Annotated in this window: 19 protein-coding genes; 16 read left to right on the top strand and 3 right to left on the bottom strand. The window is 69.6% G+C overall.

What is annotated here, in order from left to right; translation table 11 throughout:
• Window positions 1-152 precede the first annotated feature (152 nt).
• The 13 genes from E4O86_RS11760 to E4O86_RS11700 all read left to right on the top strand — a co-directional run bounded on the left by E4O86_RS11760 (window position 153) and on the right by E4O86_RS11700 (window position 10499).
• Window positions 153-1727 (top strand): Dyp-type peroxidase, encoded by a 1575-nt coding sequence (locus tag E4O86_RS11760; protein WP_161140733.1) that lies wholly within the window; start codon window positions 153-155, stop codon window positions 1725-1727.
• A gap of 90 nt (window positions 1728-1817) precedes the next feature.
• On the top strand, window positions 1818-2174 hold the full coding sequence (locus E4O86_RS11755; protein ID WP_161140732.1) for an ArsR/SmtB family transcription factor: 357 nt from the start codon (window positions 1818-1820) through the stop codon (window positions 2172-2174).
• Complete coding sequence (locus tag E4O86_RS11750) at window positions 2167-2697, top strand: arsenate reductase ArsC (RefSeq protein ID WP_161140731.1); 531 nt, start codon at window positions 2167-2169, stop codon at window positions 2695-2697. The genes E4O86_RS11755 and E4O86_RS11750 overlap by 8 nt, the downstream gene beginning before the upstream one ends.
• A 6-nt stretch (window positions 2698-2703) precedes the next feature.
• Window positions 2704-3420: an aquaporin gene (locus E4O86_RS11745; RefSeq protein ID WP_161140730.1), complete on the top strand. Its 717-nt coding sequence runs from the start codon at window positions 2704-2706 to the stop codon at window positions 3418-3420.
• A gap of 1 nt (window position 3421) precedes the next feature.
• Window positions 3422-3844, top strand: coding sequence for an arsenate reductase (glutaredoxin) (gene arsC, locus E4O86_RS11740; protein WP_161140729.1), 423 nt, complete (start codon window positions 3422-3424; stop codon window positions 3842-3844).
• Window positions 3845-4000: 156 nt separating this feature from the next.
• Window positions 4001-6346 carry a putative monovalent cation/H+ antiporter subunit A gene (locus E4O86_RS11735; protein ID WP_161140728.1) on the top strand — a complete coding sequence of 782 codons (2346 nt, stop codon included), beginning with the start codon at window positions 4001-4003 and terminating at the stop codon, window positions 6344-6346.
• Entirely contained in the window at window positions 6343-6759 is a 417-nt protein-coding gene (locus E4O86_RS11730; RefSeq protein WP_161140727.1) for a Na+/H+ antiporter subunit B, read from the top strand. Before E4O86_RS11735 ends, E4O86_RS11730 begins: the two co-directional genes overlap by 4 nt.
• The gene (locus E4O86_RS11725; RefSeq protein ID WP_161140726.1) at window positions 6759-7136 is read left to right on the top strand and encodes a Na+/H+ antiporter subunit C; all 378 of its coding nucleotides are present in this window, start codon (window positions 6759-6761) and stop codon (window positions 7134-7136) included. The genes E4O86_RS11730 and E4O86_RS11725 overlap by 1 nt, the downstream gene beginning before the upstream one ends.
• A 1-nt stretch (window position 7137) precedes the next feature.
• Complete coding sequence (locus tag E4O86_RS11720) at window positions 7138-8712, top strand: Na+/H+ antiporter subunit D (RefSeq protein WP_161140725.1); 1575 nt, start codon at window positions 7138-7140, stop codon at window positions 8710-8712.
• Window positions 8709-9185: a Na+/H+ antiporter subunit E gene (locus tag E4O86_RS11715; protein ID WP_161140724.1), complete on the top strand. Its 477-nt coding sequence runs from the start codon at window positions 8709-8711 to the stop codon at window positions 9183-9185. The genes E4O86_RS11720 and E4O86_RS11715 overlap by 4 nt, the downstream gene beginning before the upstream one ends.
• Entirely contained in the window at window positions 9182-9493 is a 312-nt protein-coding gene (locus tag E4O86_RS11710; protein WP_161140723.1) for a monovalent cation/H+ antiporter complex subunit F, read from the top strand. Before E4O86_RS11715 ends, E4O86_RS11710 begins: the two co-directional genes overlap by 4 nt.
• A complete protein-coding gene (gene mnhG, locus E4O86_RS11705; RefSeq protein WP_161140722.1) occupies window positions 9490-9843 on the top strand; it encodes a monovalent cation/H(+) antiporter subunit G in 354 nt (117 codons plus the stop codon). The genes E4O86_RS11710 and mnhG overlap by 4 nt, the downstream gene beginning before the upstream one ends.
• Before the next feature lie 239 nt (window positions 9844-10082).
• The gene (locus tag E4O86_RS11700; RefSeq protein ID WP_161140721.1) at window positions 10083-10499 is read left to right on the top strand and encodes a Ros/MucR family transcriptional regulator; all 417 of its coding nucleotides are present in this window, start codon (window positions 10083-10085) and stop codon (window positions 10497-10499) included.
• Here the strand turns inward: E4O86_RS11700 and E4O86_RS23210 are convergent.
• Entirely contained in the window at window positions 10496-10870 is a 375-nt protein-coding gene (locus E4O86_RS23210) for a DUF6477 family protein (protein WP_205520849.1), read from the bottom strand. The two genes, E4O86_RS11700 and E4O86_RS23210, sit on opposite strands and share 4 nt — an antisense overlap.
• A gap of 135 nt (window positions 10871-11005) precedes the next feature.
• On the opposite strand from E4O86_RS23210, the gene E4O86_RS11695 reads away from it, so the two are divergent.
• Both E4O86_RS11695 and E4O86_RS11690 read left to right on the top strand, forming a co-directional pair.
• A complete protein-coding gene (locus E4O86_RS11695) occupies window positions 11006-11389 on the top strand; it encodes a helix-turn-helix domain-containing protein (protein ID WP_161140720.1) in 384 nt (127 codons plus the stop codon).
• Window positions 11386-12207 carry a DUF6456 domain-containing protein gene (locus tag E4O86_RS11690; RefSeq protein ID WP_161140719.1) on the top strand — a complete coding sequence of 274 codons (822 nt, stop codon included), beginning with the start codon at window positions 11386-11388 and terminating at the stop codon, window positions 12205-12207. The genes E4O86_RS11695 and E4O86_RS11690 overlap by 4 nt, the downstream gene beginning before the upstream one ends.
• A 1-nt stretch (window position 12208) precedes the next feature.
• On the opposite strand, the gene E4O86_RS11685 is transcribed toward E4O86_RS11690, so the two are convergent.
• Both E4O86_RS11685 and E4O86_RS11680 read right to left on the bottom strand, forming a co-directional pair.
• Complete coding sequence (locus E4O86_RS11685; protein ID WP_161140718.1) at window positions 12209-12622, bottom strand: SufE family protein; 414 nt, start codon at window positions 12620-12622, stop codon at window positions 12209-12211.
• Window positions 12623-12698: 76 nt separating this feature from the next.
• Entirely contained in the window at window positions 12699-13034 is a 336-nt protein-coding gene (locus E4O86_RS11680; RefSeq protein WP_161140717.1) for a DUF5330 domain-containing protein, read from the bottom strand.
• A 295-nt stretch (window positions 13035-13329) separates the two neighbouring features.
• Here E4O86_RS11680 and E4O86_RS11675 point away from each other — a divergent pair.
• Window positions 13330-13831, top strand: a 502-nt coding sequence (locus tag E4O86_RS11675) for a hypothetical protein (protein WP_205520842.1), incomplete at its 3' end; no start/stop codon positions are given.

Genomic DNA, 13831 nt, shown 5'->3' with positions numbered 1-13831 from the left:
TTGTATTTTATTGACACTCGTAGTGGTTGCAATAATGATGGGTCGCACGGACCGAGACGCTCCGGATTGCCGAGCTGAACCCGAGCGGCATTCCGAAGGCGCATCCGGCCGGCGGCGGAGAGGGGATTCGCCGCATAGGGAGGGGGGCTCACATGCCACTAGAACTGGACAACGCCGATCCGGTCGACCCGTTGACGCCGGAATCGCTACCCTGGAGCGAGAAGCTTCAGGGCAACATCATCAACGGCCACGGCCGCGATCACACCGCAAACATCTTCATCACCTTGCCGGGGAACGTGGACGGCGCGAAGGCGCTGGTCTCGCGGCTCGCGGCGGGCGTGACCTCGGCGGCCAAGCAGGAGACGGAGCGGCGCCGCTTCAAGACGCTGAAGGTGCCGGGCGAGACGTTCCGGATGCTGCTGATTTCGGCGACCGGTTACCGGAAGCTCGGGTTCGACGAGGACCGTCTGAGCGCCGCATTCGATGACGCCGCCCAGCCGCAGGTCCAAGCGAGCTTTCTCGGCGGCGCCAGGGGCGCGGTCGACGCATTGCAGGACCCGCCCCCCGCCGAGTGGGAGGAGCCGTTCCGAGAAAGCGATCTCGACCTTCTCCTGATCGTCGCCGACGACGACGAGCAATTTCTGCTGCGCCGGTGCGGGGAAGTCCTGACCAGCCTGCCGGACGGAACGCTCGCGCATGTCGAGCGCGGCGAGGCGCTGAGGACCGCCGGGGGCGAGGGAATCGAGCATTTCGGCTATGTCGACGGGCGGAGCCAGCCGCTCTACACGACCTGGGATTTCGAGCGCGATGCCTCCGGCAACCCGATCCGAAGAGACGGCAATCTCGTCGAAGCCGGTGGAGGCGGCACCAAGGAGTTCCCCCCGTTCGCTTCGCTGGGCCTTGTGCTGGTGCCGGACGTTCTGGCGGACGACGCGGAGGCGTTCGGCAGCTATTTCGTCTTCCGCAAGCTCGAGCAGAACGTCCGCGGCTTCAAGCTGGCCGAGCAGGCGCTGGCCGACGCGCTGAAGCTGCCTCAGGGCGAGCGGGAGCGCGCGGGGGCGATGGCCGTCGGGCGGTTCGAGGACGGCACGCCCGTCGTGGTGTCCCGGGCAGACGGCTTCATCCCCGCGAAGGAGAACAACTTCAACTATGGCGGCGACGGCGCCGGGCTGAAATGCCCGTTCCAGGCCCATATCCGCAAGACCAATCCGCGCGGCGAGGCGCCGAAGATAGATGGTATTCCACCCGAGCGTGACCGCCGCATCACGCGGCGCGGCATCACCTACGGGGATCGGCCGGAGCACCCGCAGGCGGCGCAGGACATCTCGGCGCTTCCGTCGGAAGGCGTCGGCCTTCTCTTCATGTGCTTCCAGTCGAGCATCCCGAAACAGTTCGGCTTCATGCAGAGATTCTGGGCGAATAGCGAAAACTTCCTGAAGGACGGGGTCGGGCTCGACCCGCTGATCGGGCAATTCAAGCCCGACAACCAAGCGAATCCGCCCCGGAAAGCGCCAATTAAGCAGCGCTGGCGTGCCGAATGGGGCGGAGAAGTCAAAGACAAAGCTCCATTGCGCGACACTCACGAGACGGAATTCCTGATGAACGGCTTCGTGACGATGAAGGGCGGCGAGTTCTTCTTCGCGCCGAGCATCCCCTTCCTCCAGAGTCTTCAGGCGGCATCGCGCTCTTCCGCCCGAGAGCCTGTCGCGCAATCCGAAGAAACCTGACCGCAGGCCGGCCCGCCGCCCGGCGGGCCGGCCCGTTTCCCGGTCCGGCGCCGATTGACGGGCGGTCCACGTGTCGATAATAGTAGACATATGGACAAAGAAGACGTGGTGCTCGCTTTCGCGGCGCTGGCGCAGCCGACCAGGCTCGACGCCTTCCGGCTGATCGTCGAGAACGAGCCGGAGGGCCTGCCGGCCGGCGAGGTCGCGCGCCGGCTCGCGGTGCCGCACAACACGATGTCGAGCCATCTCGCGGTGCTTGCGCGCGCCGGCCTCGTGGCGGGCGAGCGGCGCAGCCAGTCGATCATCTACCGCGCCCGGCTCGAGCGCGTGCGCGAGCTCGCCACCTATCTCGTGAAGGATTGCTGCGGCGGTCGGCCGGAAGTGTGCGGTCCACTCGTGACCGCACTCGCGCCGTGCTGCGAGACGCGGGAGGATGTCGATGGCTGATCCTGTTTACAACGTTCTCTTCCTCTGCACCGGGAACTCCGCCCGCTCGATCATCGCGGAGGTGGTCCTGAACCGCTACGGGCAGGGCAGGTTCCGGGCGTTCTCGGCCGGCTCGCACCCGAAGGGCGCCGTCCACCCCTATGCGCTCGACCTTCTCCGGAGCCTCAACTATCCGACCGAGGGCCTGCGCTCGAAGAGCTGGGACGAGTTCGCCGAGCCGGGCGCGCCGGTGATGGATTTCGTCTTCACGGTCTGCGACGACGCGGCGAACGAGGTCTGCCCGATCTGGCCGGGCCAGCCGATCACCGCGCATTGGGGCATGCCGGATCCGGCGGCCGTGGAAGGCACCGAAGCCGTCAAACGCGCCGCCTTCGCCGACACCTGCCGGATGATGACCAACCGGATCGCTGCCTTCACGAGCCTGCCGCTGCGAAGCCTCGACCGGCTTTCGCTGCAGACCCGGCTCGACGAGATCGGCGAACGGCGGGAGGCGCCGGCCTCGCAACGGGAATCGGCGGCCTGAAGCCGGATGGAGGCGTTCGACCCCATCCGTCGCCTCGTCGCCGAGGCGCTCGGAACCGCGCTTCTCGTGGCGACGGTGGTCGGCTCCGGGATCATGGCGGACCGGCTGACGGGCGACGACGCCGTCGCGCTCCTCGGCAACACGATCCCGACCGGCGCCGTCCTGGTGGTGCTCATCACCGTGCTCGGCCCGGTCTCCGGCGCCCATTTCAACCCGGCCGTGACGATCGCCTTCGCGCTGCGGCGGTCGATCGCGCGGGGAATGGCGGCCGCCTACGCGATCGCGCAGATCGCCGGCGCGCTGGCGGGGACGGCCGCGGCGCACCTGATGTTCGACCTGCCCGTCCTCCAGATCGCGCAGACGGTGCGCACCGGCCCCGCCCAGTGGTGGTCCGAGATCGTCGCGACCTTCGGGCTCGTGGGCGTCATCCTGGGGGGGCTCCGCTTCAACGCCGCGGCGATCCCGACGCTGGTCGGGCTCTACATCACCGCGGCCTACTGGTTCACCGCGTCGACCTCCTTCGCCAATCCGGCGGTTGCGATCGGCCGGGCCTTCACGGATACGTTCAGCGGGATCAGGCCGGTCGACCTGCCGGGCTTCGCGGTGGCGGAGGTCGCCGGCGCAATCCTCGCGGTCGGGGTGTTCGGATGGCTCCTCCATCCCAGCCACAAGCCACTGCGGCGCGCGCTCGCCGAGGCGGCCGGCCCTGCGCAGGGGACATGAGATGACGATCACGATCTATCACAATCCGGCCTGCGGCACCTCGCGGAACGTGCTCGCCATGATCCGGCAGAGCGGGGAAGAGCCGGAGGTGATCGAGTATCTGCAGACGCCGCCGAGCCGGGAGCGGCTCGTCGCGCTGATCGCCGCGATGGGGATCGCGCCGCGCGCGCTGCTCCGCCGCAAGGGCACGCCCTACGACGCGCTCGGGCTCGACGATCCCGGCCTCGGCGACGACCAGATCATCGACGCGATGCTGGCGCATCCGATCCTGATCAACCGCCCGATCGTGGTCACGGAGAAGGGCGTGCGGCTCTGCCGGCCCTCGGAGGCCGTGCTCGACCTCCTGCCCGATCCGGAGATCGGCCCGTTCGCGAAGGAGGACGGCGAGATCGTCATCGACGCGGCGGGGCGGCGGGCCGTCTGAGCCGTCCTGCCGGCGGCCGGGCCGGGCGGAGCGCCCCCCTTCGGGCGGGCTGTGCCGGGAGCAGAGCTCCTCCCGGATTGTTTCAATTGCTGACGGGTTGCCGGCTGCGGAACGGCCCTTTATGTCGGTCCGGCAACATCGACCTTCCCGAACCGGATGCCGGGCCAACCCTCCGACTGGACCTTCCTCGCCATGGCCGCGCCGTTCGTCGCAGCCGCGCTCGCGCCGGCGGCGAAGCGGGCGTTCGGCGGGGCTGCGGGCTGGGTGCTGGCGATCGTGCCGGCGGCGATCTTCCTGCATTTCCTGCGGCTCGTGCCGGCCGTGGCGGCGGGGGAGGTGCTGAGCGGGGCGGTGCGCTGGTCGGAGCGCTACGGCATCGACCTCTCGTTCCGGATCGACGGCCTGAGCCTGCTCTTCGCGCTCCTCATCAGCGGCATCGGCACCTTCATCGTCATCTATTCCGGGCCGTATCTGAAGGGCCACCCGCAGCAGGGACGGTTCTTCGGCTTCATGCTCCTCTTCATGGGCTCGATGCTCGGGCTCGTGCTCGCGGACGACTTCCTGGCGCTCTTCGTGTTCTGGGAGATGACCTCGATCAGCTCGTTCCTGCTGATCGGCTTCGACCACAACAGGATGGCGGCCCGGCGCGCGGCCTACCAGGCCCTCGTCGTCACCAGCGGCGGCGGGCTCGCTCTCCTCGCCGGGCTCCTGCTGGTGATGGCGACGACCGGGATGGGCTCGCTTTCCGAGGTGCTCGCCGCGGGCGGGGCGCTCCGCGCCAGCCCCTATTATCCCGCGATCCTCGTCCTCGTGCTCGGCGGCGCCTTCACCAAGTCGGCGCAGTTCCCGTTCCACTTCTGGCTGCCGAACGCGATGGAGGCGCCGACCCCGGTCTCCGCCTATCTCCATTCGGCGACCATGGTGAAGGCCGGCGTCTATCTCCTGATGCGGCTCAACCCGGTGCTGGGCGACACCGTTGCCTGGATGACGGTGCTGCCGATCTTCGGCGGCGTCACGCTCGTCGCCGGCGCGCTTCTGGCGGTCCGGCAGACCGACCTGAAGATGCTGCTCGCCTATACGACCATGGCCTCGCTCGGCCTGCTCGTGATGCTGACCGGGGCGGGGGCGGAAGGCGCCATTCTCGGCGCCGCCACCTATCTCCTCGCCCATTCGCTCTTCAAGGGCGGGCTCTTCATGGTGGTCGGCGGGATCGACCACGAGGCCGGCACGCGCCAGGTCGCGGCGCTCGGCGGGCTCGCCCGCGAGATGCCGATCACGCTCGCGGCCGCGCTCGGCGCCGCGGCCTCCATGGGCGGCCTGCCGCTCACGATCGGCTTCTTCGGCAAGGAGACCATGTACGAGGCGCTCGCCCACGGCTCGGGGCTCGCCTTCGCCGCCCTGTTCGCGGCCGTGATCGGAAACGCGCTCATGTTCGCGGCCGGCTTCGCGGTCGCCATCCTGCCCTTCTTCGGCCGGCGCCGGGCGCCGAACCCGCATGTCCACCAGGGCCCGGCCGGGCTCTGGCTCGGTCCGGCCGTACTCGCGCTCTGCGGGATCGCCGCGATCCTCTTCGGCGCCTGGACCGGCCGCAGCCTGCTGCTGCCGGCGACGCTTGCGATCGCCGGCGCGGCGAGCGGCGCGACGGTCTCGGCCGCGATCCACCTCAATCTCGCCTTCGCGCTGTCGCTCGCGACGATGGCGCTCGGCATTCTCGTGCTGTGGCGGCTCGCAGCGATCCGCGGCGCCGTGGCGCGTGTCCTCGCCGCCATCGGCTGGGGCCCCGACCGCGGCTTCGACCAGGCGATCGCGGGCCTCAGCCGGTTCGCGGCGCTCGTCACGCGCACCATCCAGACCGGCAATCTGGAGATGTACATCTTCGTCACGATGGCGATGACGGCGATCGCCCTCCTCGTGCCGATGGGCCTCTTCGACGAGTGGCCGAGCTGGCCGGCCTTCGCGATGCCGTCGATCGCGGAGACGGCGATGATCCTCCTCGCGGTGGGCGGGGTCGCGGTCGTGCTCGGAACCAAGCAGCGGCTGACCGCGATCGTCTCGCTCGGCGCGCAGGGCTTCGCGGTCGCGATGCTCTTCATGCTCTACGGCGCGCCGGACCTCTCCTTCACGCAGTTCATGGTCGAGACGCTCTCGGTGGTGATCCTGACGCTCGCCATGACGCGGCTCTCGCTGTCGCCCTCCGACCACCGCTCGGTGCCTGAATTCGTGAAGGACGGCATCGTCGCAATCGGCTGCGGCGTCGGCTTCGGCTTCCTGCTCCTCGCGGCGACGGAGGCGCCGTTCGATTCGCGCCTCTCCGATTTCTTCGCGCAGAACTCGCGGGCGATCGCCCACGGCCACAACATCGTCAACGTGATCATCGTCGACTTCCGCGGCCTCGACACGCTCGGCGAGATCAGCGTCGTGATGGTGGCGGGGCTCGCCATCCTCGCGCTCCTCCGGGTCCGCACCCGCGGCAAGGCGGACGAGGCGGGAGAGGGCGCGTGAGGACGATCATCTTCCGCACGATCGCGCCCTACCTGACGGCGCTGATGGTGCTCTTCTCCATCTTCGTGCTGCTGCGCGGACACAATGCCCCGGGCGGCGGCTTCATCGGCGGCCTGATCGCCGCCTCCGCCATCGCGATCTACGGCATCGCCTGCGGGGTCACCGCCGTCCGCCACGCGCTCGTCTTCACCCCGACCGCGATCTCCGGCTTCGGGCTCTTCCTGTCGGCCGCCTCCGGACTGCCGTCGCTCCTCCTCGGCGTGCCCTTCCTCACCGGGCTGTGGTGGACCCCGCACGTCTTCGGCGCCGAGATCCCGGTCGCCACCCCGGTCGTCTTCGACATCGGCGTCTATTTCGTCGTGGTCGGCGCGATCAGCGCCATCGCGCTCACGCTGGAGGAGAAGGAACGCTGATGGAGGCGCCGATCGCCATCCTCGTCGGGTTCTTCTTCGGCGGCGGCATCTACCTGATGCTCTCCAACTCGCTGATCCGGATCCTGATCGGCCTCGTGATCCTCAGCAACGGGGTGAACCTCCTCATCTTCGTGAGCGGCCGGATCTTCCGGGAGGTGCCGCCGATCATCCCGGAAGGCGCGCTCGTTCCCGACGGCGTGACCGCGAACCCGCTGCCGCAGGCGCTGATCCTGACCGCGATCGTGATCTCCTTCTCGCTCTTCGCCTTCATCCTGGTGCTCGTCTTCCGGGCCTACCAGGCGATCGGTTCCGACAAGACGCCGGAGCTGAAGGTCGCCGAGCCGCTCGGCGGTCCCGTGCCGCCGGAGGGCTACTGACATGGCGATGCCGGGAACGGTCGACCTCGCGCGGGCGCTGGTGCTCGCCCCGACGCCGCTCGCCGACTACCTGGTGATCGCGCCGGTCATGGTGACGGTGCTCGCCGGCGCCGTGCTCGTGATGCTGCGGAACTTTCCGCGGCTGCAGCCGCTGATCGCGATCGCCGCCATGGCCGCGCTCGTCGCCAACAACGCGCTGCTCCTCGCGCGGGTGGCCGTGTCGGGGCCGATCACGATGACGATGGGGCGGTGGCTGCCGCCCTTCGGGATCTCGTTCAGCGCCGACGTGCTCGGCGCGACCTTCGCGCTCGCGGCCTCGGTCGTCGCGCTCGCGGTCGCCGTCTACGCCATGCGCGACGTGCCGGAAGGCCTGCGGCGCTACGGTTTCTATCCGTGCCTGACGCTGATGATGACCGGGGTATGCGGCGCGTTCCTGACCGGCGACATCTTCAATCTCTACGTCTGGTTCGAGGTGCTCCTCATCGCCTCGTTCGGCCTGATCGTTCTCGGCAACAGCCGGGAGCAGCTCGACGGCGCGATCCGCTACGCCATCCTCAACCTGCTCGCGACGACGCTCTTCCTGGTCGCCATCGGCTATCTCTACGGCGTCGCCGGCACCCTCAACATGGCCGACCTCGTCGACCGGATCCGCGGCCTCGGCGAGGCGGCCCCGATCAACACGATCGCCGCGCTCTTCATCCTCGCTTTCGCGATGAAGGCGGCCGCCTTCCCGCTCCATTTCTGGCTGCCGGCCTCCTACCACACGCCGGCCATCTCCGCGGCGGCGCTGTTCGCGGGCCTTCTCACGAAGGTGGGCGTCTACGCGCTGCTCCGCGTGCTCGTCATGCTCATGCCGGCGCAGCGGGCGGTCTTCGGCGACGTCATCCTCTGGGTCGCGATCGTCACCATGATCGGGGCCGGCCTCGGCGCGATCGCGCAGTCCGACCTCCGCCGCATGCTCGGCTATTTCGTGATCAGCGGGATCGGCGCGATGCTGGCCGGTATCGCGCTCGGTTCCCAGCTCGGCCTCGCCGGCGCGGCGTTCTACGCCGTCCATTCCATGATCGTCAGCGCGGCGCTCTATCTCGGCGCGGGCGTGGCGGGGCGCATCGGCGGCTCCTTCGATCTGCGCGAGACCGGCGGGCTCTACGCGGTCGCGCCCGCGCTCGCGGCGATCGTGCTGGTGCTCGTGCTCGCCGTTGGAGGGCTCCCGCCCTTCTCGGGCTTCTGGCCGAAGGTGCTGATCACCGAGGCCGCCCTCCAGGCGGGCCGCTGGTGGCTCGCCGCCGCCGTCCTCCTTTCCGGCTTCCTCACCACGATCGCGGGCGGGCGCGCCTTCGGCATGGCGTTCTGGCGCGGCGGGGCGGCCGGCACGCCGGACGGCGCGGAGGCGCTTCCCCGGCCGCTTCCGGCCGCCGAGATGCTGGGCCTCACGCTTCCGGTCGCATTCCTCGCCGCCCTCGCGATCCTGATCGGCCTCTTCCCAGACCCGCTGATGTCGCTCACCGACGGGGCGGCCCTCGGCCTGCTCGACCCGGCGGCCTACATCCGGTCCGTCTTCGGGGGCGGGCCGTGAGCGGCCTCTTCCCCGTCAACATCCTGTTCGCGCTCGCCTGGGCGGCGGTCACCACCAATTTCGCCCTGCCGAACATCGTGTTCGGCTTCGCCCTCGGCAGCTTCGCGCTCTGGTTCATCCGGGACCAGGTCGGGACGAGGCGCTATTTCGACCGCAGCAGGCGGATCATCGCCCTCGTGCTCGTCTTTCTCTACGAGCTGCTGAAATCGGGGCTGAAGGTGGCGTGGATCGTCGTCCAGCCGAAGATGCCGCTCCATCCGGGCATCGTCGCCTATCCGCTCCGGGTCGACCGCGACTACGAGATCACGCTGCTCGCCAATCTCATCACGCTGACGCCGGGCACGCTCTCGGTCGACGTCTCGTCCGACCGCCGCTACATCTTCGTCCACGCCATCGACGTGCCGGATCCGGAAGCGATGAAGCGCGACATCGCCCAGAGCTTCGAGCGCCGGATCATGGAGGCGTTCCGGTGAGCGCCCTCGGCTTCCTCGACGTCTGCATCGACATCGCGCTGGTGCTCCTGTCGGTCGCCTACGCGCTCCTGGTGATAAGGCTCGTGCTCGGCCCGAGCCTCGCCGACCGCATTCTCTCGCTCGACCTCATCACCACGCTCGGCATCGGCCTGATCGCCATGATCGGCGTGAAGACCGGCTATTATCTCTATGTCGACATCGCCATCGCGGTCGGGCTGGTCGGCTTTCTGGCCACGGTGGCGCTCGCCCGCTTCTACGCCGTCCGCGCCGAGGGGGACGGCGGAAAGACACCCGAGGAAGGGCCATGATCGCGGATATTCTCGCCGTCCTCTCGGGGCTCCTGGTCGTGATCGGGGCCCTCTTCGCGCTCGTCGGGGCGATCGGCGTGCTTCGGCTGCCGGACCTCTACACGCGCATGCACGCGGCGAGCAAGGCGGGCACGATCGGCTCCGGCATCATCCTGCTCGCGCTCGCCGTGGAGGCGATGCAGGTCGGCGTGATCACGCGTGCGCTCGCCGGCATCGTGTTCCTGCTCCTGACCGCGCCCGTCTCCGCGCATCTCCTCGCCCGCGCGGCCGTGACCGCGGGCCTGCGGCCCTGGCCGGGCACGACGCTCGACGAGGTCACGCGCCGGCAGGCGTCCCGAATAACGGATTGATCGACGGGCGCTGCTCAACTTTCGCCACACTCCCGGCTAAGGAAGAAGATGATGGCATCGGCCGCTTGGTCGCTGCAGGCCACGCATGCACCTCCGGCCCGCCGACTGCGTCTCTTCATCTCACGTAGTTTCTGCACTCGGACGGTAGATATCGCCGGCAACCGCTGCTAGACGACAGTCAGCGGGCAGAATGCCCTTCCCATACGCTTGCACCATTCTGGAACGGAACGGAGATCGACATGATCGAATCTGTGGATCAGGACAGTCTGATCGAATTGACGGCGGAGATCGTCTCCGCCTATGTGAGCAACAACAGCATCTCCTCGGCGGAGCTGACCGGCCTGATCAACCAGGTGCATTCGGCGCTGGTGCGCAGCTCCGGCGGGAAGGCGGAGCCCGAGGCCGAGCCGCCGAAGCCGGCGGTGCCGCCGAAGAAGTCGGTCATGCCGGATTACATCATCTGCCTCGAGGACGGTAAGAAGTTCAAGTCCCTCAAGCGGCACCTGCGCACGCACTACAATCTCACGCCCGAGCAATATCGCGAGAAGTGGGGCCTGCCGGCGGACTATCCGATGGTGGCGCCGAACTATGCGCAGGCGCGCTCGCAGCTCGCCAAGGAGATGGGCCTCGGCCAGAAGCGCGGCCAGGACGGCTAAGGCCGTTCGGGCCGGGCCGCGCACGGCTCCCGCGCCGCGGCGGGCCCGCCGGCGCGGAGGGCGGAAAGCCGCTCGGCCTCGGCGCGCTGCGCCTGGTGCAGCGCTATGTGCCGGTTGAGATCGTAGGTCCAGTGGCCCGCCCGCGCCCGATTGCGCTCCGCGCGGAGCGCGCGGGCGAGGAGTGCCAAGATGCGCTCCGTCTCCGCCACGGGATCCTTGTCCTCGGGAACGAAGCGGATGAGCCCGGGCAGGTGCCGCATGCGGTCGTAGCGTGCGGCGCCGGCGCGCGCCGCAATGGCGACGACCCTCCTCGCCGCGGGTTCCAGGCGTCCTGTTCCATGCGGGCCGGCCGGCATGATCGTCTCCGTCATCGGTGGTCTTCGGCCGATGATCGCCCGCCGCCGGGAGGCGGGGACCGCCGCCCCGCCTGTCCCCGCCGGGCAAAACTTATCCCCGTTCCCCGGTTGCAGGTGTAATAGGATCATATTCCTATTACGGAGACGGGCATGACGGATCTCGATATCGCCGGACGGCCGGGAAGGGGCGGGCGGGACGATTCGGCAGGGGAGGTGGCAAGCGGCTGCCGGGCGGCGGAGACGCTCGTCGTGGCGGCGCTGAGGGTCAGGCGCGACGCCGTCCGCGCGCGCCGGCGCGGCACGGCGAAGGAATCGGCCGCGCGGCAGATCGCGATGTATCTCGCCCACACCTCGCTCGGCTTCAGCCTTTCGGCGATCGGCCGCCAGTTCGGGCGGGACCGGACGACGGTGGCGCATGCGATCGCGCGGATCGAGGACCGGCGCGACGACCCGGCCTTCGACCGGCTGCTCGACTATCTCTCTGCCGCCCTGGAGCTCTGGGTCTCCGCCTTCCAGTCCGGGGGCGGCGCGTGAAGGGGAGCGCCAAGGCCGAAGCGAAGCTGAGAGAGGCGCTCGCACTGTTCGCCGCGCGCCCGGACCGGCTCATCGAGCGGACGGCGGACGGCGGGATCGAACTCGCGCGTGCGGATCGGCCGGGCGTGCTCCGCCTCTCCGGCGCGCTCGTTCGTTCGCTCCTCGCGCGCGGCGTCCTGGCGGCGGAAAGGGACGGCCGCCTTCGCCCGCAGCCGGAGGCGGCGAGCCTGCTCGCGCGCATGACGCCCGGCCCGGACCCCTATCGCGCGCAGCACGCGACGCTCGTCGCGGCAGGCGGCGAGAATGGCGGGGACCGGCCGCCGATCCTCCGGAACGCCGACGAGAGCCCGGTCGCGACGCTCGCGCAGAAGAGGGCCGGCAGGCCGCCTTATCTCGGCAGTGCGGCGGTCGCCGCGGCCGAGCGCCTGCGGGCCGACTTCGAGCGGGCGCAGCTGCAGCCGCGGATGACGGCGAGCTGGTCCGCAACCGTGACCTCGGGCCGGCGGACGGGCGGACGCGGCGGCACCGCCGACCTGACGGATGCCTCGCTCGCGGCCCGGATCCGGGTGGACGAGGCGGTCGCCGCCGTCGGTCCCGAATTCGCCGGCGTGCTCCTCGACATTTGCTGCTTCCTGAAGGGGCTGGAGACGGTCGAGCGGGAGCGGGAGTGGCCGGCGCGCTCCGCCAAGCTGGTGCTGAAGCTCGCGCTCTCGGCGCTCTCGCGGCATTACGGGCTCTGCGAAGCCGCCGAAGGTCCGCAGCGATCGAAGGGCGTCCGCCATTGGGGCGCGGCGGACTACCGCCCGACGATCGCGTGACTCAGGCGAGCGCGGCGGCGGCGTCGCGGCGGATGCGCGCGACCATCGAGGAGAGGCCGTTCGAGCGCTGCGACGTCAGATGCTCGCGCAGGCCGAGCTTCGCGAACACCGCCTCGGCGTCGACGGCGAGGATCTCGGAGGCCGGTCTGCCGGAATAGATGGCGAGCAGGACGGCGATCAGGCCGCGGACGATGAGGGCGTCGCTGTCGCCGCGGAAGCGGAGCACGGGATCGCCTTCGCCGGCAATTTCGGTGACGAGCCAGACCTGGCTCGCGCAGCCGAGCACCTTGTTCGCGGGGGTCCGCTCGTCCGCGCCGAGCGGCTCGAGCGTGCGGCCGAGCTCGATGACGTAGCGATAGCGGTCCTCCCAGTCGTCCAGGAACTGGAAGTCGTCGATGAGGGTCTCTATGGCCATCGGCTGCCCATGGTTTCAGCCGTCTAGCTAGGACGTGCCGGACGCCGCAGCAAGCCTGCGCCGCGCTGCGGCGGTCTCAGCCGCGCGGCGGGCGGGGCTCGCCGAGCGACCAGGCGGGCGCGAGGTCCGCCGGCCGGAGCGTGCCGTGGTCGGTCCCGCGCTCGCGCGCGACCCCCGCCTCGACGATATTGGCGCCGGTCTCGATCTTGCGCCCGACAAGGGCGAGCGCGTCGCGGCTGACCGAACAGGCGCCGGGATTCCGCTCGCAGATGGCGCCGACATCCTGCACGAGCGCCTGTGCCGCGATCACGGCGTTGAAGAGGCTGACGCGGGGCGGCGCATCCGCGCCCTCCGCAGGCGGAAGCACCATGACGAGCATGGTGAGCCAGAACAGCGACCTGAGAACGAACATGCCTGACCTGCGCTCGGATCTCTATTCGTCCGAATTGCCGCGCATTTGAGCATATCCGTCTGAAGTCCAGGTTTGCCGCCCGCATGCGATTGATATAAAATCGCACTATCAAGCTTAAGTCAGCGGTTACCCTACCGTTCTCCACCTCGGAAGGATGGAAACGAACGCTTAACCCTGATGAAAAGTATCCCGGCCTGGACCTGTTGCAGCGCCCGCCGGACCGGGCCGGTTCAAGTTTCCTTAAAGCTCGATCGCGATGGTCGGGCGGCGATTAACCAAAACCAGGCGTAACCTGATGACCCTCGCGATCGAGGACGGCGTCAACGGACATGTCAGCCGCTCCGGCTCCGCCAGACGGCGGAGCGGCGGCGCCCTTCGGCGCGCGGCGCCCGCGCTCGCCGAGGCCGAGATCGCGGCGCTCGTCACGACGGGCCTTGCCGGCCTCTTCGCGCTGCCCTTCCTGCTGCTGCTTTCGATCGGATCGGAGGCGCCGGTTGCGGTGCCGGCCGCCATCGCGGTGGCCAATCTCGGCGTCGCGCATGCCGCCCGGACCGGGCATGCGAGGCTCGCCAACCGGATCGGCCTGGCGATGCTGGCCGGATATGTCGCGGCGAGCGCGATGCTCCTGCCGGGCGTCTTCGCCGGCGCGAACCTCACCGCATTTGCCGGTCTCTTCGCCGCTCTCCTCTTCGCGGGCCTTCCCTCGATCCTCGTCCTCGCCCGGGCGAGCGGCGCGCCTGCGGCGGCCGAAGCCGCGCGGCCTGCCGACAGGGCGGGCGGCGACGCGCGCGGGGCCG

Origin of the sequence: Propylenella binzhouense (genome assembly GCF_009866965.1) — a bacterium.
GTDB classification, from domain to species: Bacteria; Pseudomonadota; Alphaproteobacteria; order Rhizobiales; family Afifellaceae; genus Propylenella; species Propylenella binzhouense.
This window is presented reverse-complemented; position numbering and strand designations above follow the sequence as displayed.

Coding starts and splice junctions, on each gene's coding strand:
- arsC (WP_161140729.1), top strand. CDS start 3,422: ATGACGATCACGATCTATCACAATCCGGCCTGCGGCACCTCGCGGAAC.
- E4O86_RS11745 (WP_161140730.1), top strand. CDS start 2,704: ATGGAGGCGTTCGACCCCATCCGTCGCCTCGTCGCCGAGGCGCTCGGA.
- E4O86_RS11700 (WP_161140721.1), top strand. CDS start 10,083: ATGATCGAATCTGTGGATCAGGACAGTCTGATCGAATTGACGGCGGAG.
- E4O86_RS11750 (WP_161140731.1), top strand. CDS start 2,167: ATGGCTGATCCTGTTTACAACGTTCTCTTCCTCTGCACCGGGAACTCC.
- E4O86_RS11680 (WP_161140717.1), bottom strand. CDS start 13,034: ATGTTCGTTCTCAGGTCGCTGTTCTGGCTCACCATGCTCGTCATGGTG.
- E4O86_RS11735 (WP_161140728.1), top strand. CDS start 4,001: ATGCCGGGCCAACCCTCCGACTGGACCTTCCTCGCCATGGCCGCGCCG.
- E4O86_RS11760 (WP_161140733.1), top strand. CDS start 153: ATGCCACTAGAACTGGACAACGCCGATCCGGTCGACCCGTTGACGCCG.
- E4O86_RS11685 (WP_161140718.1), bottom strand. CDS start 12,622: ATGGCCATAGAGACCCTCATCGACGACTTCCAGTTCCTGGACGACTGG.
- E4O86_RS11695 (WP_161140720.1), top strand. CDS start 11,006: ATGACGGATCTCGATATCGCCGGACGGCCGGGAAGGGGCGGGCGGGAC.
- E4O86_RS11755 (WP_161140732.1), top strand. CDS start 1,818: ATGGACAAAGAAGACGTGGTGCTCGCTTTCGCGGCGCTGGCGCAGCCG.
- E4O86_RS11725 (WP_161140726.1), top strand. CDS start 6,759: ATGGAGGCGCCGATCGCCATCCTCGTCGGGTTCTTCTTCGGCGGCGGC.
- E4O86_RS11720 (WP_161140725.1), top strand. CDS start 7,138: ATGGCGATGCCGGGAACGGTCGACCTCGCGCGGGCGCTGGTGCTCGCC.
- E4O86_RS23210 (WP_205520849.1), bottom strand. CDS start 10,870: ATGACGGAGACGATCATGCCGGCCGGCCCGCATGGAACAGGACGCCTG.
- mnhG (WP_161140722.1), top strand. CDS start 9,490: ATGATCGCGGATATTCTCGCCGTCCTCTCGGGGCTCCTGGTCGTGATC.